Source organism: Paenibacillus sp. N3.4 (genome assembly GCF_008017805.1).
Classification (GTDB): domain Bacteria; phylum Bacillota; class Bacilli; order Paenibacillales; family NBRC-103111; genus Paenibacillus_E.
Map to the genome: position 1 here is coordinate 43850 of NZ_VRTT01000022.1, position 21937 is coordinate 65786.

19 protein-coding genes and 1 pseudogene are annotated in these 21937 nt (G+C 40.3%); 6 read left to right on the forward strand and 14 right to left on the reverse strand.

The genetic code is table 11. The features are described 5' to 3' along the window. Positions 1–143: 143 nt before the first annotated feature. Together FU659_RS13330 and FU659_RS13335 are read right to left on the reverse strand one after the other, a co-directional pair. Positions 144–2549: a restriction endonuclease-like protein gene (locus FU659_RS13330; protein ID WP_147948025.1), complete on the reverse strand. Its 2406-nt coding sequence runs from the start codon at positions 2547–2549 to the stop codon at positions 144–146. Further along, positions 2521–5184 (reverse strand): MrcB family domain-containing protein, encoded by a 2664-nt coding sequence (locus FU659_RS13335; protein WP_187274131.1) that lies wholly within the window; start codon positions 5182–5184, stop codon positions 2521–2523. The genes FU659_RS13330 and FU659_RS13335 overlap by 29 nt, the downstream gene beginning before the upstream one ends. A gap of 613 nt (positions 5185–5797) precedes the next feature. Between FU659_RS13335 and FU659_RS13340 the strand changes: the two are divergent. Continuing rightward, positions 5798–6074 (forward strand): annotated as a pseudogene (locus FU659_RS13340) (transposase); the annotation flags it as partial. A 242-nt stretch (positions 6075–6316) separates the two neighbouring features. On the opposite strand, the gene FU659_RS13345 reads toward FU659_RS13340, so the two are convergent. The 5 genes from FU659_RS13345 to FU659_RS13365 all read right to left on the reverse strand — a co-directional run bounded on the left by FU659_RS13345 (position 6317) and on the right by FU659_RS13365 (position 12261). Next, the gene (locus FU659_RS13345; protein WP_147948027.1) at positions 6317–6976 is read right to left on the reverse strand and encodes an HNH endonuclease; all 660 of its coding nucleotides are present in this window, start codon (positions 6974–6976) and stop codon (positions 6317–6319) included. Continuing rightward, on the reverse strand, positions 6966–7565 hold the full coding sequence (locus FU659_RS13350; protein WP_147948028.1) for a hypothetical protein: 600 nt from the start codon (positions 7563–7565) through the stop codon (positions 6966–6968). Before FU659_RS13350 ends, FU659_RS13345 begins: the two co-directional genes overlap by 11 nt. Then, positions 7558–9708: a sensor histidine kinase gene (locus FU659_RS13355; RefSeq protein WP_147948029.1), complete on the reverse strand. Its 2151-nt coding sequence runs from the start codon at positions 9706–9708 to the stop codon at positions 7558–7560. The genes FU659_RS13350 and FU659_RS13355 overlap by 8 nt, the downstream gene beginning before the upstream one ends. A gap of 144 nt (positions 9709–9852) precedes the next feature. After that, positions 9853–11259: an Eco57I restriction-modification methylase domain-containing protein gene (locus FU659_RS13360; RefSeq protein WP_147948030.1), complete on the reverse strand. Its 1407-nt coding sequence runs from the start codon at positions 11257–11259 to the stop codon at positions 9853–9855. Between the two features lie 723 nt (positions 11260–11982). After that, positions 11983–12261: a hypothetical protein gene (locus tag FU659_RS13365; protein ID WP_147948031.1), complete on the reverse strand. Its 279-nt coding sequence runs from the start codon at positions 12259–12261 to the stop codon at positions 11983–11985. A gap of 8 nt (positions 12262–12269) precedes the next feature. Here FU659_RS13365 and FU659_RS36355 point away from each other — a divergent pair, with 8 nt between their 5' ends. Beyond that, positions 12270–12455: a hypothetical protein gene (locus FU659_RS36355; protein ID WP_222708542.1), complete on the forward strand. Its 186-nt coding sequence runs from the start codon at positions 12270–12272 to the stop codon at positions 12453–12455. A 74-nt stretch (positions 12456–12529) separates the two neighbouring features. After that, the gene (locus FU659_RS13370; protein WP_147948032.1) at positions 12530–12769 is read left to right on the forward strand and encodes a hypothetical protein; all 240 of its coding nucleotides are present in this window, start codon (positions 12530–12532) and stop codon (positions 12767–12769) included. A 645-nt stretch (positions 12770–13414) separates the two neighbouring features. On the opposite strand, the gene FU659_RS13375 is transcribed toward FU659_RS13370, so the two are convergent. Beyond that, the gene (locus tag FU659_RS13375) at positions 13415–14245 is read right to left on the reverse strand and encodes a hypothetical protein (RefSeq protein ID WP_147948033.1); all 831 of its coding nucleotides are present in this window, start codon (positions 14243–14245) and stop codon (positions 13415–13417) included. A gap of 794 nt (positions 14246–15039) precedes the next feature. Here FU659_RS13375 and FU659_RS13380 point away from each other — a divergent pair. Beyond that, a complete protein-coding gene (locus FU659_RS13380; RefSeq protein ID WP_147948034.1) occupies positions 15040–15282 on the forward strand; it encodes a hypothetical protein in 243 nt (80 codons plus the stop codon). Position 15283: 1 nt separating this feature from the next. Next, positions 15284–15676: a retropepsin-like aspartic protease gene (locus FU659_RS13385; protein WP_147948035.1), complete on the forward strand. Its 393-nt coding sequence runs from the start codon at positions 15284–15286 to the stop codon at positions 15674–15676. Positions 15677–15743: 67 nt separating this feature from the next. Here the strand turns inward: FU659_RS13385 and rlmD are convergent, their stop codons facing one another. The 5 genes from rlmD to FU659_RS13405 form a co-directional block, all read right to left on the reverse strand. Then, a complete protein-coding gene (gene rlmD / locus FU659_RS13390) occupies positions 15744–17576 on the reverse strand; it encodes a 23S rRNA (uracil(1939)-C(5))-methyltransferase RlmD (protein ID WP_397355663.1) in 1833 nt (610 codons plus the stop codon). Positions 17577–17682: 106 nt separating this feature from the next. Next, positions 17683–18657, reverse strand: a complete 975-nt coding sequence (locus FU659_RS13395; protein ID WP_147948036.1) for a diacylglycerol kinase — start codon at positions 18655–18657, stop codon at positions 17683–17685. Further along, the gene (locus FU659_RS13400; RefSeq protein ID WP_315971311.1) at positions 18636–19256 is read right to left on the reverse strand and encodes a sirohydrochlorin chelatase; all 621 of its coding nucleotides are present in this window, start codon (positions 19254–19256) and stop codon (positions 18636–18638) included. Before FU659_RS13400 ends, FU659_RS13395 begins: the two co-directional genes overlap by 22 nt. An 11-nt stretch (positions 19257–19267) precedes the next feature. Further along, positions 19268–19438, reverse strand: a complete 171-nt coding sequence (locus FU659_RS38295) for a hypothetical protein (RefSeq protein WP_315971312.1) — start codon at positions 19436–19438, stop codon at positions 19268–19270. A 200-nt stretch (positions 19439–19638) separates the two neighbouring features. Next, on the reverse strand, positions 19639–19929 hold the full coding sequence (locus tag FU659_RS13405; RefSeq protein WP_029198698.1) for a YerC/YecD family TrpR-related protein: 291 nt from the start codon (positions 19927–19929) through the stop codon (positions 19639–19641). A 236-nt stretch (positions 19930–20165) separates the two neighbouring features. Here FU659_RS13405 and FU659_RS13410 point away from each other — a divergent pair, with 236 nt between their 5' ends. Next, on the forward strand, positions 20166–20777 hold the full coding sequence (locus FU659_RS13410; RefSeq protein ID WP_261807812.1) for an aminotransferase: 612 nt from the start codon (positions 20166–20168) through the stop codon (positions 20775–20777). Between the two features lie 77 nt (positions 20778–20854). On the opposite strand, the gene FU659_RS13415 is transcribed toward FU659_RS13410, so the two are convergent. After that, positions 20855–21928: a DUF3048 domain-containing protein gene (locus FU659_RS13415; protein WP_187274132.1), complete on the reverse strand. Its 1074-nt coding sequence runs from the start codon at positions 21926–21928 to the stop codon at positions 20855–20857. Positions 21929–21937: the final 9 nt, after the last annotated feature.

Consider the following 21937-nt stretch of genomic DNA (forward strand, 5'->3'; position numbering starts at 1 on the left):
ACACAATCAAATCTGATTTTGTTGCCAAAAAATAAAAGGCAATTATTAATATTAACCACGGATTAAAAATTACATTTAATACTTTTTGAATTTTCCAACAAAATATTTACCTCTTGTACTCAATTTAACAATAATATCATTCTCTACTCCAACCCAATCCCCAAAACATTACTCCCCAAATCCAAATGCTCCCGATCCAGCATCACGCGCACCTTGCCCGTACGCCGCTTCTCCCGCCAATCCCGCAGTTCCTCTTCTGTTTCCAAACGAAGTTCAGAAACTTCCTTAGCCCTATTAAACATGTAATCTGTCGTATACAAAATCCGATAAATCCCATGTCCCGCGGGAACGATCGCTGTCTCCCTTTTAACCCACTTATCCACCTCAAATACCACATAGAGCTCATCCGTAGCACCTCTACTGGAGGGGATAGCCGTTATCGCAGAGCGTGGAACAACCTTCCAATCTTTCACTCTTCCATACCAGGAAATGCCCGCTTCCTCCGCACCAAATAAACGAATCGACTGATAAAGCCCGATATACTCTATTCGAGTCAATACCTTATGATCCGTAATATTCCGCAACGGTGTATGATAAAAGCCATGCTCCAGCGCAGCTTCCAATTGCGACTTCTTACTCAAAGCACCAACCAACACATTCTTCCCAGACAACTTGTTCCTGTAATACTCCTTCGTCCCCCGCGGTCTCGTCGTTCGCTCATAGGCTTTCTCCGGACTATCCATAATAATCTCGTCCAAGAACTTTTCCATCAAGATCGTCGAGTTGGGCAGAAAGGGAAATGCCCCAATATTAATCAGCTCCACGCTCTTATAAAACTTATGCTGCTGGAACCGCTCTTCATCATGATAGGGAAACAACACGTAAGCCCCAAACATGCTCCGTTCGTACTCTTTGCCCTGTCCCTCTGAATACACAATCGCATCCCGATAGCGATGCATGGTATTAATATCATCTTCTTCCGGCCCAGGCATCCGGTACCGCTCGAAGTAAGGCGTCCCCTCATAAGCAGGATTAATGCGATACTTAGCATCGAATATATACTTGTACTCTGCCGCGGCGTCATTCTTCTTCAAAGTCAGGACATTATCTGGCCGCTGAGCCAGTGTTGGACTCCGGTCACCCTTTGGCAGCGCATTATAAAATAACGTAAAAATCTCCCCGTTCACCGGGTTTTTATAAACTATCTTCGCCTGCTGTGATTTATCCAGTGTGACGAACAGTCCACTGCGATTGATTTTAATAATGTCTTGTTTGAGCAGTTCATACTTCTTGCTTAAAAGATGATGAATCTTCAAAAAACACCAGTATTCATAGAGCTGCGCCAAATCTTTCATCGATAAACGGAACAGATCATTCTGGATCGACAAACCTTTTAACAGCATTAAGTAATATCGATACACCTCTCGGTAACCCGACGCCATTTGCAAAACCAGAGATATAGACAGTTGCTTCATCTCTCCAACATTCAAAAAATCATGCTGTAAAAGCCGCTGTAGCTGACTTTGCATGAGATTAAGCTTCTTCGTAAGCACGGGATCTTCCGTACGACTTTTTTGAGCTAAACGTGTTTTTATGTCCTTAAGCTTTTGACCAACCCGTACAAGCACCCATTTCACGAAGCGATTCTCAGCCGTATCATAATTGACATGGCGTTTAGTTTCTATTACTTGTGTTGGAGTAAATCTCTGACTTCCCACCTCTATAACACCATTCACAGGATCAGAAACTAGCAAATGAGGACGCTTAGTTAAATAGGCAATGTTCTCTTTTCCAGCTCTTTTCACACGTGCGGCGTCTACCATGCGATTCTCACTTTGAAGTTTCGAATGAGGTGACAGCTTAATCCTCTCAACAGCCTGCACAAGCTGCGTAAATACATGTTGCAAAATCGTAAAATACTCCGTCAAACTCTGATGATTCGTTTCTTTCAGCCCTGTCAGATTGTACGTTTTACGCAGAAAATCAAAGGATAGATTATAAATCTGTTCGTTAACATCATTAAGAATCATTTGGTAGTCATTTTTATAATCTATTTTCGATGGGAAGATCTCCAACTGGAGACGAAAAATAGCCTCACCATTCAACCGAAGCTCAAGCTCAGAGAGTCCGACTTCATTTTGAAAATTAAGAATACCTGATAAAATTATCTTCCCCTTTGGTTTAATTGCCTGTCGCACATGGATATTGTCGTGGTGAAAGGATAAGGCGATATCCGCCTTTTTTTCGATGACCAGTTCGTAGGCCTGCGTTTCATAAAAACTCGGCGTACATGCATCACCCGGACTCCAACTCGCCATCTCCCTGTGCTTATGAGAGAAAATCGAAATAGACTCAATAACCAACGAGTTAACGAGCGGTGCAGCGTGAAAATGCGCATCTACCCACCTCTCATCCCCATTACGATGAAGATTCAAAGTTTCAACCGTCGGATGGAACGGCTTGCCCTGAATATAGAGATTGAACAAATTTGTCTCGATCCGCAGCAATTCCATGCTTTGACTAAGAGATCCAGTATGAGGTAAATCCATCTTCTTCTAACCTCCGCAGCATGAAGGCGATTTTCCTTGCGCTTTGTGGATATTTGGACGCTGCCAACGTCTCCATAGAGAGATAAACCTTAGAGGCATCTTCCATATATTCCGAAATCGGCAAGCTTCGATCCTGAGCCACCTGCATCAGTTGAAGCAATGCTTTCTTCACAGACAAATGACTTCCCTGAATACGAGGCAAAATCTTCTGCAGCAATTGCATATCGAATGCCGCTTCCTTACTGAGCAAATCAAACCGTTCATTATAAATCATATAGAAACATACCGCATCCCGTATTCTAAACCCTACGTGCGAATGAATTTGCTCCAAGATCCCATTGATTTTCACCAATAACTCAGTCGTCTCTTCCGTTAACTTCTTATAGTCACGATAAACATCCACCAATTGCAAATATTCACTTCGCAACAAGGAATTAGGAGGAACAGCAGCGCCTTCATTAACAGTTAAGCCATCACCAGTTGGATATTGACCAAGGTCAATGTAATTAAACTCGATCGTGTTTGCGCGGTCTAATACCTTTTTGCTAAAAGGATGCGTCGTCTCGTCCATGTTCACTGTTCCAATCATGTAAACATTGTCTGGCAAATGTAGGTTGCCGTACACTTGCTTATCTGACTCATTTTGCAGGGAGTCTCTATGAATGAGCGACGTTGTTACGATCCGATGATTATCCCACTCTTGCGTCTCCAGCACGCTCAGTAAATCACTAAAATAATGCTCAACCCTAGCCAAATTCATCTCATCCAGGCAAATAAAATAGGGCTTATGTTGGTTACCCACCTTAGAAGCTTCAACCAAAACCTCCGTTAACTTCCCTGGTCGAAAAGCACCCGACAAATCCTTGTAGCCCAATAGATCCGACGGATCACTCCAATCAGGTCGAACTGGGATCAAAGTGAACTGACCATTACTAGTCGTTGCTCCTACTGCCTCTGCAAATAGTTTGACGAGCTTCGTTTTCCCCGTGCCCGAAACCCCTGCCAGAATGACGAATGGTTTTGCTTTTAGGGATAGGAAGAAGTTCTCGATCCAATGGTCGGGATACATGAATCCTTTGTTGGCGATGAAGTTCTTGATCGTGGCTATTCGTACACTTACTGTTAGTGAATCCACAAGAGGTGTCTCCTCCCATTGTATATACGTGTACTGCTGGCCGGATTTCGTAATAAACTTCAGTATCTCTAGCCAGTTGAGCATAAAAATAGCCCGTTGTTTTTGGGTAACTTCTCCCCAAGTCTGGAGCATACCTAGAGCTTCGATGAAGAGAGGTGCGAATTCATCTAATGTGAACGTGTTGAGTTCAATACAAAGTTCGATTGCTTTATTAATGCTTCTAATAAGAGGGGTTTGCCCTTCGTTATTTAACTGGTCGCGAATTAGCCTAACTTGCGTATCACTTAAAACCCATTTACTCTCATTAAAATGGTTTACGTACTCCTGACCTAGATCAGTTAATGAGAATTGATTCTCATTTATAGATATTAAGCCCATATCTTGCAAGGCTCGTCCCAGATGTCTGACTCTCTCCTTTGGATGCTTCACATCATCTCCAGATAGAAGAACTGTGCCTTGGTTTGTGATCAATTCATCTAAAGAGGCAGCAGCAAAAGATCCTTGATCATGTAAGTACTTTAAAATGCCTTGCCCAGCGTATAGATGGCTGATCGTATAGTTGAAGCTGATCAATTGCTCGCGTTCATCATTTGGTTTAAGTACCTTAGTTACATATTCGTTATAGTTAGTAACAGCGTTGTTTAAGTCTGCTATTAGCAGTTCGTCATCTGGAAGATGTTCCAGCTCGTAATGGTAATAAGCGACCGTAGATACTTGATAATCCTGGCCTAGACCCCCAGATGTTAAGTAGATGGCGTCATCTTTGACCATCCCCTCAAGTGGGAGCAGGTCACGTATCTCCTGAACTTTTTGTTTAAAATATTGGTAGGCTGCTGCTCTACCTTTTGTTTCATTAGGGATTGTTACCCCTTGATTAAATGTAAGATAAACCGACTTCATATCTTCTGAGAAAAGGTAAACTAAATACTCGCCTTGGCGTGTTGTCTCGGTGATTCGTTTATCCATAATGGCGATCCACGGAATTGTTGCCCAGTTGCCTTGTCCAATAGACCCAGTTATCTTTAATTCTGAGTGAATGAATGGGAGTTTCTTAAGTTCAGTGGGGATTGCTTGACGGACAAGATTGCCTAGCCTATGTCCAGCAAAGGTTTCCCTTTTGGCTTGCAAGTACGTGGATAGAATATCTGACAGTGCTTCTTTCAAGGAGAAGCCCTCCATGATTTGCTGATTATAATAGTTCTCTAGCTCAGTTTGAGCGTAGTTATAAAGTTCTCTTAGTACATCATCGGACCATGACTCGTATTGATCTTTCTTAAAGCCAATGGTTTCATTATTTTGATCCAATATGGAGGAGAGTGCTGAAATTGGAGTAGCAATGACAGATTGCACGTTATTCACAGACATACTATTCCAACTGGTTCCTGCCTTCTCAGGTGGGTGATCGACAGTTAGTCCGTTTGATTCTCTTTCTTGAAGTAGCGAGAGGAAGCGTTGTTTTAAATTCTTTAGTGTGACCACGTTCAGTCCGGTTGCTTGCATCTCAGTTAAGAGTGCTAAAATTAGCACCATTTTGTAGGACTTTTGTTTATTAGAAAATATATTTGAGAGTTCTGTAGGGACAGCCAAATTTTTCACCTATTTCGTGAATCGAGTTTTGAAAAAATTTATCATAAAAAGTCAACGTATGTCTTATCCATTCGACAAAAAGGCAATAAACCCCTGCTTTTTTAAAGTTTTAACAGTTATAGGAACAAAAGAAATTAGACATGAAATATAAACTAAAATAGAGCCAGTTCAGAATTCTTCGAACTGCTCTATTGGCTTCAAGATTGTACAAATTCTATCTGCGAGTATCTCTCTATTTTTTATAGTTCCCTATTTTTCCATGCCAAATATTGAATAAGCTCTGAAGGAAACAAGTGACGGGCTCCAAATTTGTCTCTAGCATATTTCCTTAGATGGTTCTCAATGAATGCTTCAATACTTTTTAAGGACATGCAAATATATCCTCTTTCTTGTAATGATGAATCAGAGACAAATAGTTTTCCAATTTGGTTAAAGTCCCCTATTTCTAGATGACTCGAAAGTAATTTTTGAACGACGATATTTGACTTCTTCTGACTAAAAAAACCTATTCTTTGAACACTCCTAGCGGAATAACTGGGATGAGGCCACGTTCTACAAATATCCGCCTCAGATCGGCGAGCTAATCTACACCACGAACATAATTGAGAACTACCACCGTCAGCTGCGCAAAGTCACCAAGGGCAAACGCATCTTCACGACAGACAAGGCGCTTCTCAAAAAACTGTTCCTGGCCACAATGGATGTGCTTATGAAATGGACCTGTAAAGTGTGCTGAACGGGGGCAAATCCTCCTCCAGTTACCCGTCTTCTACCCGGAACGAATTGGCCAGCATTTACCTTAATGGGCTGATCTCCCCCTAGGGGGAGATTCTTATAAAAGAGTTATTGACAGACCCACACAACACTTTGCTTTAACATTAGCATTATTTAAATTGTACTATCTCATGTATTTCCGAACAACGGTAAAAGACATGAAAGTTCGATACTCTCACGTCTATAATTAGCATACTATTTACTTTCATTAGATTCTCATTTCTTAGCCATTTTTCTATGTATCATTCACTATTCGTCTATTAATTCATACTTAAGCCAATACGGATTCCTTGCTCAATTCTTTACAACTTGTCAGGTTTCTTTTGTGTTGCAATTTTCTTAATACAATATTCAATTTTTCAACTTGAGGCTTTCCATCATTTTTTTTGCATAAACCGTTTATATTCATAAGTAGAAAGTCCAGTCTTCTAGATTGATATTCTAATTTCATCTTATCATAAAATTGTTTTATGAATTCATCGTCTTTATAATCTTCAGAAATTTGAATATAGTACAAGTCATCTCTACAAAGAACATTTTTGATATACTCTAAATCCGGATTTAAAAGATTATTATACTCCTCTTTAATCAAAAAACTACTTTTTGCTCGATTACAGTCATAACAAGCTAATACTAAATTCTCCATTCTGCCTGCTTTTTCATTTGACTCGAATGATGACTCACATATGTAATGATCCACTTCAAAAAGAGTTGAGCTTAGATTGTCTATAGAGTTTCCACAATAGCTGCACTTATAATTATATATCGCCATAAACTTTCCTTTGTAGCTATTATCAGTATCTTTGACTTTATTATAAACAATTTTCAAACGTGTATGATTTTTACATATTTCATCATTCAATGTTTTCTTTTTTAAATTCAATTCTTGCAATATAGAACAGTATGTGGTGTTTCTATAATCATTCCCCATCTATATCCCTCTGCAATTCCCGAAATGCTGATATAAGATCATCAATATCCTTAGTAGTTAACTCATCATATTGAGAAGTTCCATCTAATGAATTCATAATTTTTTCAATCAAAACCTTATCAATACCCTCATTTTCTTTAAGCTTATTGGCTATATTTCGATAAATGTTGATATTTTGAATGGCAGCATCCAATACATCTTTCAATTTCATCGCATAATATTGTTGGGGAGTCTCTTGCAAATCTCTTCTATATTTTTGAATAGTTCCGTAATCTTCTCCGAGATCATTCTGTGTTATAACTAAAACTTCAATAAATGGGAACATTTTTTTTAATATCATTTTAAACTCTTCACCCGAAAATTTTCCAGTAACAGCGCTATCGTTTTCGAAGAGTTTTGAGTCAATCAAAATAATATTTGCCTCTTTGATCAATGAGTTATTTACTAGACTATCATATCCTTCTTTACTTCTAAAACAAACTTCTCCATATTCTTTTAGAAAATCCTCATGTTCGTATTCTTTGTCCAGATATTTTGAAATGTTTAAATCTGGCTCATCATCTACATAAACTATTTTTATTTTATCCATTTAAATTACCTCCTAGTGTAAATTGCATACTAAATCCACTAATACCTTCTATTTTGGTTATTTTACCACCAGACATTACAACTGTATTATTAACAATCCACATTCCTAAACCATGACCTTGTTTTCTAGAAGTTTCATGAACTTCAAGTATTTTCATAGGATTATCGATATATTTATGATTCAATCCTTTTCCATCATCCGTATATAAGAATTCTAACCCACCATTGTTAGGAACAGCTTGAATATAAATCGATAAATGATTTCTATCCTCATTATGCTGTATACTATTTAATATTAAATTATCAAATATAACTTTCAAAACATCTTCCGCTAAAACATAATGAATTGTGGACGATAAATCTAATTCTATTTTAACCCATGCGTAGTCCCTCTCCCACACTCTCTTAACATCCTCTAGCAATTCCAGGATAATATGTTCTTCTGCAAAAAAATTGCTTTTTTCCACTTCTGCTAACATAGTGTCCATAAATGACACTATCTTAGAATTTACTCTTTTATTTTTATCAAGTAATTCTGGAATATTGGAATAAGCATATTTAGTTCGCTCACTCTCATTAACAAACCCCCATATTCCATATTCCTCCATAGCTTCAATAATACTATCACAATTTTGAGCAACACTGTTCCTATCATTATGCATTTCATGAGCAATTGCAGTAGCTTTCAAGCCAGAAGTTGCCAACACATTCAAAATTCTAATATCATATTTATACCGTTCTTCAGTATTATGAATTTCTTTTTTGTAATCTGAATTTTCTTTCTTATAATCTTTTATTTCTACAATAAATTTGTTAACTTCCTCTTTTGACAGACTTTTTATTGTAGCTGGATTTTTGATTACCTTATCCACTACCATTTTATCGTCTTTAACAATATTATTTTTTTTATTTACTCTGCGTATAATTGATTGACGATATCGCTCAAATTCAGCAATACCTTCATCTAAAATTTTAACAAATATTTGATAATATGTATTTTCATCCAGCCCTTGTCTATTTGATAAATCCTTTAACATATTGTTAGCTTTTTTATCAATTTGCACTTTTCCAGCCAACTGATTTTCTCTAACTCTCCATGATCCAGTTGGGTGAGTAGCTGCAGCAGGTGATAATCTAGATCTTTTTCCTAAACCGAGCCAATCCTTAGTGCCATCATATGAAGAAATACTAAATGAATTTCTATAAAGAATTATTCCACTTTCATACCTTTCAGGAAGGATACTGTATTTATACAGAAATTTTTCCACATCTTTTCGGTTAGGTTCTTTAAGGCTAAAATAAAATTCAGCCGAAAAGTCCCCAAGTGTTTTCAACGCCTGTTTTAATTCATCTTTTGATAAGGATATATCTTTATCATTTTCTAATACACTTAAACAATTTATTGTACTTTCATTACTGTATAAATCAATATCGTCGCAATATTTCTTTGCCTCACTTTTGAATTCATCCGAATAAACATTGCAAACTAAATGGCATTTTTCGGACAAAAATTGTATATTTATTTTGCTTGTGCAGTTATAAGCTAATTTAGGTTCAACAAAATATTTTTGAACCAATGTAGTGTCATCATCAAAAGTGATACTGATCTTCATCAGATTATCATTATAAGTTCTGGATAAATAATTTGACAATTTTACCACGTTGGATTTGTTCCATCTATCTCTTAGTCCATTAATAACTATCGTTGTTCCAGAAGAATCTAAAGCGTCCATTTCTTCCAATGTGCTTCGATTCCAATTGGTAGTCCATAACACAGATTTATGCTCAATACTTTTTTGAGAGTATAGTCGTACATCTAATCCTAGACGTGATAAAGCAAACCTTCCAATTCCTTTTGAACCAGCGAGAACTCTTTTTTTGTTATTTTTATCTATGATCTCATAGTCCTTATCACTTTTTCCAATATGCATCCATTGTTGTTTAAAATCATTGTAATTCATACCAATCCCATTATCTTTAATGACAAGCTTGTTATTATTAAATATGATGTCTAACTTCGTAGCATGTGCATCAAAAGCATTCTTTACTAGTTCAAGAATAGCAGATTCTTGATTTGTAAAGTTTTGAACACCAAGCAGCTCGACAATTGTACTATCATCAATTACATATTTAAGTTCTTCCATGTAGATCCTCCTCTTTAATTGATTTTAAAAATCAAAAACATTTTGCTATATAGAGGCGTTATCCCTAACTTATATAATATGTACTATTAAATAACCGAACAAAATTCGGGAATTATTACAATAAACAATATTACTATGTGTTAATTAAAATTCGTAGTTTTTAATATCAACAGCAGTGATACGCAGGGAACTACCATTCGCATTAATTCCAATTCCCTGAACATATTTGTAAAAAGATTCACTTTCTAAAATTTCTTTTGCTTTCGCTAAAGAAAAATCTTTTTTAGGTAATATGTATATTCCGGAATATGGTATACATTCTTTGGATAACTCATATACTTTCACTTCTTTTGTCACTACAGTCGAAAGAAGAAGCTTAGGCTGATTCAAATGTGCCAAAGCTTGAGTACGGCCATATTCAAACCACTCAATACTCTTGTCTGATTTTCGCTCATGTAACTCTTTTGCAAAAGATTTTAAATACTTAGTGGCTTCCGGGCAGTTTTTCTCGAATTCATCACTTCTATATCTTACTAAAGTATTTTCATTATACCTATATGGGAATAGAATAAGCTCTGATTTTTTGTAGTTTAATGATCTAGGACTAACGCCTTCTCTTATTACGTTACGCTCTATCTTAAAATTATTAACAATAATATAATCTCCTTCCTCTTTAAATTCTTTTAAAAGATATGCCTTATTCAACAAGGTTGCAATGCTGATAGCTGCTGAGAAATAGTCTCCAAATCTTCTTTTGGGTTTGCTTTCTAGCTTGTTATCAGCGAATATCCATTTCCTATCTAAATTAGTCTTCGGTATCGTAAAACTTGTACTGTTTGCAACATCTTGATACTCTATATTCTTGGAAACTTCACCTTTATCACATACCAAAATGGCCGATGAAGTAAGTGCTTGTTCAAATAATTTTTGCGTAGTATAATCTATAATCTTTATAGCTTTCGGTAAAATCATATTTCTTAACTCTTGCGCAAAGACGTTCTTAAAAATACTATTTGGTATCAAATAGGCCAACTTCCCATAGGAGTTTAGACACGAAAGACTTGCCTCAATAAACGCATAGCAATAATCAAATTTCCCTTGTTTGCAGGAAGCAAAATGTTCTTTTAAATAAATTCTTGTTTCATCATCCAAATCTCGATAGGTGATATATGGAGGATTCCCAATTACATAATCAAATTTATTTTTTAAATTCTGCTTTAAGAAATCCATATTTAAAATGTTCCATTTAACATTGTTAATTCCAAAAGAAGCTGATATTTCATCCAGATTGCTTAAACACCTAGCGTAATGCACTTCATCAATTTCTGCACCATACACATCACGCTCTAAACCTTGTTTAATTTCATCAATACTCTTCTTGTTGCATAGCGAATCGTCAATATATCTTCTAACTATTTCTTTTAAGATATTGCCATCGCCACATGCATTTTCAACAACTTTTTTCCCATACAAATCTTTTGTGTACCCTACAGCATCTAAAAGCTCTATTACAATTTGTGCAGGAGTAAAAACCTGACATTTCTCTATCATTGTATTCTGCTCCTGACTTTCATAAAGTTTCTAAATCAATTTAATATCATACCAACATCTCTACCAAAGGTTTGATATATTTCTGAACTCTTAACAAAGATGTATATTCTAGCAATCTTCATATATCTTCATATATCTTTATATTTTCTTTTCATAGTTATTTTAGAGACTCTACCGAACAATATCATTTTCAATTAATCCAAACGATAAATTTTATAAGATCACAGACTAATTTGAGACTTAGGAGATAAAGAAGTTTAATCATATTTAGTAGGAATAATCACAGAAACAAAATCAAACTTTATATCTGGGGTTATTTAATCTGAATACGATCATAATTCCACTCCCATAAAACGAAAGCGGAAGGACTATGTCCTTCCGCTCCTTCTCTTACCCTAGCAATTGAGTTTACTTCTCTATAAATATTATATCCGAATCACTAAAAAATGCAACAAAATCGCACTTTTATTTACAAAATTCGGCAAATCCCCTGAATTACTCGATGTCATATATGGATTATAGTCCCATAGGAATCTTCAAGTATTCTTGATGTTCAATTATTACCATTTGCTAACTGGCGTTTATTTAGCTTTTTCACATCAACGAACGATTGTAACCACTGTGGTGATAATTTCTTACAGACTGTCTTACCCCACCAGACATCCAAGCCTTCTCCCTCCCAATCCACTATTTCCTTGAGCAAAATAAGTTTGCCGCTGAAACCTAGTAAAACTCCAAAGTTGGAGTGTCCTTTAAACGGACAGTTTCGCCACCAAAATCTAACAAGCCTTGCGTTGCGGCTGCTCCTGCCAAATCCGACAGTTTGCTTTTATCAAAATCAGACTTGGTGAACTCCATAAGTTCGGAAATAGTCAACTCGAAAAATTTGGAATAAAAATTCTCTTTGCGAAGGTAGACTAATAACACAGCGCCAAATACAGGCCACTCTCCTTTTGCTATCCTATCAGAAAGCCCAGACCAATTAGCCTCTAGTAGTTTCACAAATCTTAATGGAAATCAACGGATTTGAAAACATGAATGGGATTAGGGAAATATTAGATCTCTATACTGGTGGGCCAATGATTTTTAGAGATGGATTTCCTTATGGTGAAGTAAGCAATGACTGGTTGGAACTTAACAAACAGAGATTTAGAAAGGGTAAAACTAGCATAATTGGGCAGCATATATTTCAATAAACTCTAATCGTTTGCCATACCTTTTTGATCAAAGGGAAGGACTTGTAAACAATAAATCATATGAGAACTTTCGGATGGTTGTTTTAGATGTTTTTAAATCTCTCTTACAAATCTTGATTAGAAATGAGCCTAAAGAAACGTCATCTAAAATCACAGGGTCTGCAAGGAAGTTAGCATTAAATATAAAAAATATCGCACTAGAGACAGAGCCAAGCGATGTTGCTCAATGGAAAATTTTGTGGAACAGAGATGAACTAAATTTGTTTTCTACAAGGGAGAAATCCAGACGTAGCAAGATTTTGATAGGGACATGAATTGAGCAATGCCAGTGGTTGAGCTGGACAACAGTGGCTAAATCAAGGAGATCCGTTCCAGGGGCTGCGGATTAAGGATCAGATTGGGAGATCGATTGGGCAAAGAAAAGCGAAAATCAGGACAAATGCCTGATTTTCGCTCGGCTCCGCTAACTTATTTTGCTCAGTGGCAGACTTTGTGGGACAGGAGCGAACTAATTTTGTTTTCTACATAGTAGGAACTGAGTGGACAAATATAAAGGAGAAATCAAATGTTAAGGGAGTCATCCAATGATATATAGACCACTTGGGTCTGATTTAGAAGCAAATGTGCTTTCACGAGTTTTTAATAGTTTGGCTAATCCCCTTTTCAGTAGAGTCTCTCCATTAGGAGTAGAACTCCATATCCTCATTAGATAGATAAAGCGATTGATTTCCTATTACTTTGTCACTATTATTTTCAATAACAGAGATGAAATGCCATGAAAAGGTCACAAACATCCAAAATACGAAAGAAGCGTATTGTAGGGATACTTTTCAATATGCCACTCGGTCATTTAATTTCTCCTGTCTTATTGGATATATTTGAATCAGATAACTTTGCCTTCATCATCACAGTTATTATGAACATGACTAAATAGAAGAAATGAAACGCCCGTTCCCAAATTACTCAAACAAAATAGTAGTAAGATCACCGTTCGTAATGACTTTCTTAATTTCATCGTCGCTAATATCATGCAAACCTAATAAAAAATTGAATGATGATCCAAAGTAGGTAGGAACCATACGATGTGGAATAATATCATCAATTGTATGTACTTGATCTACATCCCAATGGTCCATATTATTCCAATTATCTATAGCCTCATCTGTTGCACAGCACAATAATCCTAATCGAACCAATTCTAAAATTTCATTATAAACATTATATTGTGCATCAGAATATTCATATTTGCCTTCGTGTTCTTCTGCTCTAAGAGAATTTCTATATTTATCTGTGGAGAATAGCATCAACAAGCACATCTGCTGGAATGTTAAATTATCTGCTATTTTCATTGCATTGAAAACGAACTCAGATGTGTGCTTTTCAGTACCTTTTTCATAGAAGAAACTCACTGCCGCATTTGTAATATACTTAATTTTCTTCTCTTGATGTTGATTCATTACTTTTTTAAATAAATCCTCGATTAACTCATCTTTCACAGTATAACTTTGTTCATCTATGGAAATATCGGTTCTTTCAATGTAACCCTCTTCTTTGAGTTTTATAATTTTCTCTGCCGCATTTTTAAATGAAGAACTGATTCTCTCCTTAGCTCGTTTATTTAATACGAACTCTATAAAATTCTCGACGACACTCTCAACCAAATCTCCCGTTACATCTGCAAAATCTATATAACCATTAGTAACCCTCTTGTAAGCTACTTTTGCTACAATACCTGAAAATTTCGCGAATATTGAGCCTGTAAAATTGTTATTTTCTTCAACAATCTTCATAGAACCCTCTCCTCTATATTGAACAATATATTTAGAATTTGATATTGGAACATCTCTGTAATAACATACCAGTGTATACATAATTATCTGACGTAATGAAACACAAAGCGGAATTGCATTCGAAAGTCACCCTTAGAATCGTCTTAGATTCCAATAATTTCGTCTATCAACTACACACAACCTTTTCATATGATATTTCCCTACTATTTCCATTATACTTCTCCACTCGACAAAAAACTACTTAATGTATTCCCCGAAGTAACCTAAAATAGTGTCTTGCTGAGAGACTCTGAGATATAAATAAACCGTCAGATGTAACACTTCACCGAATTCAATCAATTCCAATTCAGACCAAATGCCTGATATTCGGTCGGCTCAGTGGCGAACTAATTTTGTTTTCTACACTGACGCCACATATTATACTTAGGAATATTATAGAGTTCTATATAGGGACTTAGCGTCATTGATTGTTGTTGTTGAAGCATAGCATTCACCTACTTGATTTGGTGCTTTAATTATACAGAAAAAAGGCACAGCCCCTCAAAAATTTGAGGAACTGTACCTTTTTAGCTTTTAGATGGACTTTTTCAGTGGCCTCTTCTAGCATCGGGTGTTTCCCTACTAATCTATTGATTAGTCAACAATCAGTCAACTCTATCATTTTAAAGTATCTGTTTCACATTTCCACATCATCTGTACTACTCCCAAAGCCCGCAATCTCCTGAGACAAGTCTGCTGGTAGAAAATATGATATAATTAAGAAGGTTGTATACAAACGGAGAGGTGTGATCACTATGCAATGGCAGGAAGTTCGCAATATTTATCCTGATCAGTACGTCCTTCTCGAAATATTGAATTCCCATACAGAAGAAAACATTCAGTACGTTGATGAAGTTGCATTGATTAAAGCCATTCAAGATCCGGATGATGCAACAAGAGAACTTTTACAGTGTAAACACAATAATATTGTCTATCATACAGGTCAAGATAAGATCACAATAGAAATTAGAAAAAGTGCCTTTTATAGGGGTAGATAAGATGCGAATTTATCTAATCCACCATTTACTCCAAACATCGATGACGATTTATTACAAAGGAAACTCTTTAAAAATCGATAATTTAGTGATAGACACTGGTGCCGCACATACACTTCTTTCCTCAGATATCGTGTCTGAGATCGGCATCAAATTTGAAAATGGGGACAAACTTGTACGCAGCTTTGGTATCGGCGGAGACGAGTACTCGTTTCAAAAACGTGTCGATTACATCCAATTGGGCTCATTAGCGTTAAAGGATATACCTATTGATTTCGGCGTTTTCCATGAAGATATTAATCATATTAATGGATTGATTGGTCTCGACCTATTGAAAAGCAGTGAAATGATTATTGATCTTAAAAAAATGGAAATGTACCCTACCAAATCTAATTAATCATTTGCAAAAGAACCCAGTCCTCATGAACTCATGAAGGCTGGGTTTTGTTGTGTAGTGAACCTTCTTAACCATTATTAGTCAACAAACAAACCGACTCGATATGCGTAGTCCACGGAAACATATCCACGGGCGTCACCTCCGCGACGCTGTAACCGCCATCGACGAGCACGCGCAAGTCGCGCGCGAGTGTCGATGCGCTGCACGACACGTACACGACGCGCCGCGGCTGCAGCTCGAGGATCGTCGCGAGCAGCGCCGGGTCGCAGCCCTTGCGCGGCGGGTCTACGACGATCACGTCAGGGCGGACGCCCTGGCGTGTCCACTCGGGCAGGACCACCTCGGCGGGGCCTGCCTCGAAGTGCACGTTCGTCATGCCGTTTAACTCGGCATTCTTCCGTGCATCCGCGATCGCCTCCTCGACGATCTCGACCCCGTACACCTGTCCCGCCTTTTGGGCGAGGAACAGGGAGATGGTTCCGATGCCGCAATAGGCATCAACGACAACTTCATCGCCGGTCAACGCCGCGTACTCCAAAGCCTTCCCGTACAACACATCTGTTTGGATGGGGTTCACTTGAAAGAAAGATCGCGCGGAAATAGCAAATTTCACATCGCCGATATAGTCATAGATGACTTCGCTGCCCCACAGGACGCGAGTCTCATCCCCAAAAATAACATTCGTCTGCCTCACATTAATGTTATGACAGATACTTGCGACAGCGGGCAGGGATTCACGAATGCCCGCTACCCACTCGTTCACACGCGGAATAACATCTCCATTGGTCACCAGCACGACCATGATTTCGCCCGTGCGGAAGCCTACTTTGACGACGACGTGGCGCAGCAGTCCGAGACCAGTCTCTTCATGATAAGCACGGATACCAAAACGCGCGCCGATCTCTTTCACCCGAGCCACGACTTCGTCGTTGGACTCATGTTGAATCAAGCACTCATCCATATCGATGATGCGATGGCTGCCCTGCGCATAGAATCCGCCGATGAGGCCGCCGCGCTCTTCCCCAAAAGGAACCTGCGCCTTGTTCCGATACCGCCATGGATCGGTCATCCCCAATGTGGGATGAACAACAATCCCTTCTTCACTCAAATCGGCAATTCGATGATTTGCAGAATCCAACTCAGCTGATGAATCTGAACTTGATGAATCCATAGAATCCGGCGTAGCTGATGTCCGCGAGGTATTCGATGTTAACGTTGTTGCTGTTGCTGTTGACGGAGCCGATCCCGCAACATCCGAACGCCCAATCTTCCGCTCCCCAGCAACTTGCAGCTTCCCAATCCGCTGCAAATTATCCACTACCTGCTGACGCTTCACGCGAAGCTGCGCCTCATAGCTAAGATGCTGCAGCTGACAACCGCCGCACTCGTCGTAAATCGCACAATCCGGAACGATCCGATCCGGGCTGACTTCCAGCACTTCCACAAGACCAGCATACCCATACTGTTTCTTGAGATGCTCGACCCGCACAAGCGCACGCTCACCAGGCAGCGCACCAGCAACAAAAAGGGTAAAGCCATTCACACGGCCTACCCCTTCCCCATCATGGCTAATCCCGATAATCTCAGCCTCATATTGCTGCCCAATCTGCACAGGCAAATTGGCCATCCAAGCCGGGGCGGCTTTCTTCACGGAGCTCCCTGCTCGGCTTCCCGCTTCCTGCCCAGACTTCCGCTGTCCACTCCCGGAGTTTCCTGCTCTATACGCAGTATCCTTCGCTCTTTTTCCCGCTTCCTGCCCAGAGTTCCCCGCCTTACGCGAAATATCCTCTGCTCGGCTTCCACCGAAGCCCCCTGCTCTATCTCCAACAGGCTTCCCTTGACCACCCTGACGACCTCTATCTTTACCTTGCACAGAGCCAGAACCACTTTTTGCTTTCATAATACCCTCACTTTAATTCAAATACGTAACATGAAAATGGTTCTAAAATTTCTATGATATTCTATATTACTTTGCACTAATCTTCATTTTTTTAAGCTAATCTTAACTACTCAGAATCCAAATCCGAATTCCCATTCCCTTTAAAAGGCGTAGTCAAAGTCTCCAGAAGTGTCTTCTTATATATAGACTGACCCGATTTATCCACAATGATCTGCAAATGGCTCTTCAAGTTGGTCATTACACATGGCAATGTCCCTCCGAACTCCCCATCCAGATTGAGCTGCACATAGTCCGGTGAGTTAATTTCAATATGATCGGTTTGGAAATAGATCAGGTTCGGATCGTTCAAATGCTCGCCTCGCAATGCGAGTGTGACCACTCTAATAAATTCCGCAAGGTTACATTTGCGCAAGATGAGTACATCGAACAATCCATCGTTCATATTCGCGTCCGGAACCAGCTTCTCGAAGCCGCCAACGGAGTTGGAGTTGCCCACGAGGAACATCATGACTTCTTCGTGGAACTCGGTATCGCCTGCTTTGACGTACAGCTCAATGGGCTTCAGCCTTGGCAGTTTCTCGAGTCCCTTCATATAATAGGCCAACTGGCCAATCATGGTTTTGAGCTTGCTCGGAACTTCGTAGGTGAGCTCGGTCATTGAACCGCCGCCAGCGATATTAATGAAGTAACGGTTGTTGATTTTACCCACATCAATGTCGGTGGTATGCTGCTGAATGATCAGGTCACAGGCCTGCTCCCAGTTTTTGGGGATGCTCAAAGCACGCGCGAAATCGTTCGTCGTCCCCAGTGGCAAAATGCCAAGCGGGGGCCTATGTTCTTTCTCAGCCATGCCGTTAACGACTTCACACAAGGTTCCGTCTCCGCCTGCGGCGATGATGAGGTCGAAGCCGCGCCTGACGGCCTCAGCCGCAGCGAGCGTGGCATCACCTTCACCAATGGTGGCATGGGCTGATGTTTCGAAGCCGCCTCGTTCGAGGCGCTGTAGTATTTCCGGCAGACGCTTTCTCATTTCTTCCCGGCCGGAAGTTGGGTTATAGATCAATCTTGCTCTTTTGACCATTGCGTCTCATCACCTGTTCGCCGTGTAATCTCGGAAGCGATCTGCTTCTCGATCCATTTGGAAATTAGCGGACTGGGCAGCAGCGCCAGTCCATTATATCGATACTCAAACCCTTCCATGCGGCAAGGGATGACTTTATTCGTGAAATAACCTTCACTTAGGAAAAGGGGTGCAACCACGACCGTATGCTCGGGCTTCTTTTTCGCCCACCAGGCCATCTTCCGTTTCACTTGATCCGGCAAAAGCATAGCGACATCCGCTTCGTCATAGCCGCCCAAAGCTTTTAGCCGCCCAGCGAGCAGTTCCAGACCTTTGCGCCATTTGAGATGGAAGCCCTTTTCGACACTGCCGTGACCGACTAACAGGAGGATTTCCTGACTAGGCGAATCTGATAATGGTTTGATTTTGGCATAAATAATTTCGGCAATAACAGGATCATCATCAATAGGCGATGTGAAATGAATACGCGCTTGGATCTCGAATCGTTCCAGATCTGTTTCCAACGCAGGCTCTTCTATAACACCTAAAGCATAGCTGATTTCATCAATATGTGTACTTCCAGATGACACAAAAAGAGGTACGACTATGATATCCGTCACGCCTTGCGCCTCTAATGGTAGATACCGTCTTGGATTAAACGCCCCTCTACCAACTCCAGATAAGAAGCGTAAATGGGCACACCTGTCGGCATGATGACAGCGTCTACAGCATCGTTGACTAGCTCCACCCAGCCCTCATCCCGAGAGCCATGGCTGATGACTAATACACCGTATTGGTTCATTGTATTTTCCCCACCCGTTCGTATCCATGGCTGTAAATCCTATGCTAACGAATGTGTTGACACATGTCAATTGGGCAAGGGCCAAACGTTAGAACGTCCTCTAGGTTGACACAAATTAGCTCTGTCCTATAGACATGAAAAATCCCGCATTACACGAAGTAACACAGGATGCAGGACTCTTTTTACTTCAACAAAAATGATTAACGACCTAAACGATCCAAGGTCAGCACATAGCCGTCGTTCCCGTAATTCAAGCAGCGTTTGACACGAGAAATAGTCGCAGTGGATGCGCCTGTCTCGGCTTCGATCTGGTTATACGTACAGCCCTTGCGCAGCATTCGAGCAACTTCAAGGCGTTGAGAAAGCGATTGAATCTCATTCACTGTGCATAGGTCATCAAAAAAGACATAGCACTCTTCTATATCTTTGAGCGTGAGTACGGCTTCGAATAGTTGGTCTATTGCTTTATCGTTTAATTTTTTTAATTGCATGCATTATCAACTCCCGGTGGAAAAGCATTTAGCTCATGATTCAGTAAGCTCTTGTGTAACTTTCGACACGGCGCGAATAAATCCTGCCTTTAGCTTTGCGAGACTGTAAAATTTTTATGCGTTAAAGGGTTAAATTGTGATAAATCACAAAGACCCATGACATTCGTCCATACCAATGGTAGGCAAGTGACATATCCTGTAGGAGACAAATCTGATAAAAAGGGTCGTGAATCCAAGTGAATAACGAGAGACAATTCATTGTTAATGACGGTTATCGTCCTGAGGTGCATACAAGAGCTTTAACAGTTGCACCTCCAAATGGTGAGGGTTTCGGTGGATATCCTGGAATTGGTGGCAATACGTTTGGAGGCTTTGGGCAAGGAGGCTTCCCTGCACCTTTTGAAGGCGGGGGTGGTTTTTTTGGTGGCGGTAATCCCGCTGGCGGCGGTTTTTTTGGCGGGGGGAGTCCAGCTCCAGCTCCTGCTCCTGCTACTAGCTCCGGTGGGGGCAATTTCCTCAGTAATTTATTAGGTGGCGGTGGTGGAACTACTAGTGGTAGCTCCTCTAATCCATTAAGCGGTCTAAGTCTAAAACAAATCTCCGGTTTTGTTGACCGAATGGGCGGTATTGACGGCATCATTGGCTCGATGGGCAAAGTTCAAAAGTTCATGACCAGCTTTCAACAAATGGCCCCTATGATGAAAACGTTGATTGGCTCTTTTGGCAAGGGGAAGGTCAATTCGTCTGATGGTCTGCGGCGCAATCGTAAACGTCGTAAGAAATCGAGTTCTCGCCGCAACGGAAAAGCAAGTATCAAGTCCAGATTAACAAAAGGGCAACGCAGATAGTCATTTTGTCTCTAAAAAAGCCGCCTCATCTTGGCTCTAAACCAAGCGGGGCGGCTTCTTTTTAACTCGAATAAAAATTACTCCATCTTGATAGTCGTTCCTTCCGGCACGATCTGAACCCATGTATTGCCGGGCAGCAGAGGCACCTCTCGGCCATCCGCATAAGCGCGCAGCAGCCCATTTTTTCGTTCCCAAGTGATGGCCTGAGACCTGCCTTCTTGGAAAATCAGACCTTTACCAGGGCCGAATACGTCCACCTCGCGTCGCCCTTCGTTATCTACAATTTTATGCTTGCTTTCCAGCACGAGCAGATTCTTAGTTTGCAGCTGCTTCCCTGTCTCTTTATCGACGTGCGGTTTGCCCTCCATACTGCGCATGTACACACCTTCAGCAGCCTTATATTCATAGGAAGCGAAGTAACCTTGTATGTATGGGATTTGTATATAATTCACGGCAGCGCCGGTTAGCTTAGCTTGACCTTCCTTGGCAAAAGTGAGCAGCGGCCCGTTCCACTCGGAACGAAATTTGCGCGCTTCGGCGCCCTGCTTCATTTTATCCACAGAGGTATAGAGATTGTGCGGAGCTTTGCGGTCGGTCGCGCGCCAATAGTAAGCGCCATCGCCATAGACCTCATCCAGATGCGATAGCTTGCGGCCCGCCATGATGTTCATCGCATCCTGGCTCCAGCCGGCGTGCACGATAACCGCGTCCAGCGCATCGCCGATTTCCACAAAATACGGGCGGATGCTGCGCACGGGACCGATGACTTTCGCATCATGGCTTTGGAAAACGGAGACGAATCTCGTTATCTCTCCTTCTGCGAGAATCTCGTAGACGATATCCGCCTGATCGAGGCCAGTTTGGGGCCTGGCTTGCGGGGCATTTTCGACCATGACCATGAAGGGCCGACTTTTAATTTCTTTATCGCTAGGCAAACCTGTCAACGGAAAATGGAAGAGAAGCTCCGCCACTATCGACGTAGGTTTAGATGCCGGTGTTGTAGTTGCTATTGCCGAAGTTTCGGCAGGTTTGAGGCTGGTAGACGGCACAGTTTTGGGCGTACCGCCACAACCGGAAATGGCTATCATCGAGCATCCAAGGACGAGCCAGGTGGTAAGGGAGTTTTTACGGAATAAAGGCAATGATTTCATCAGGGCTGC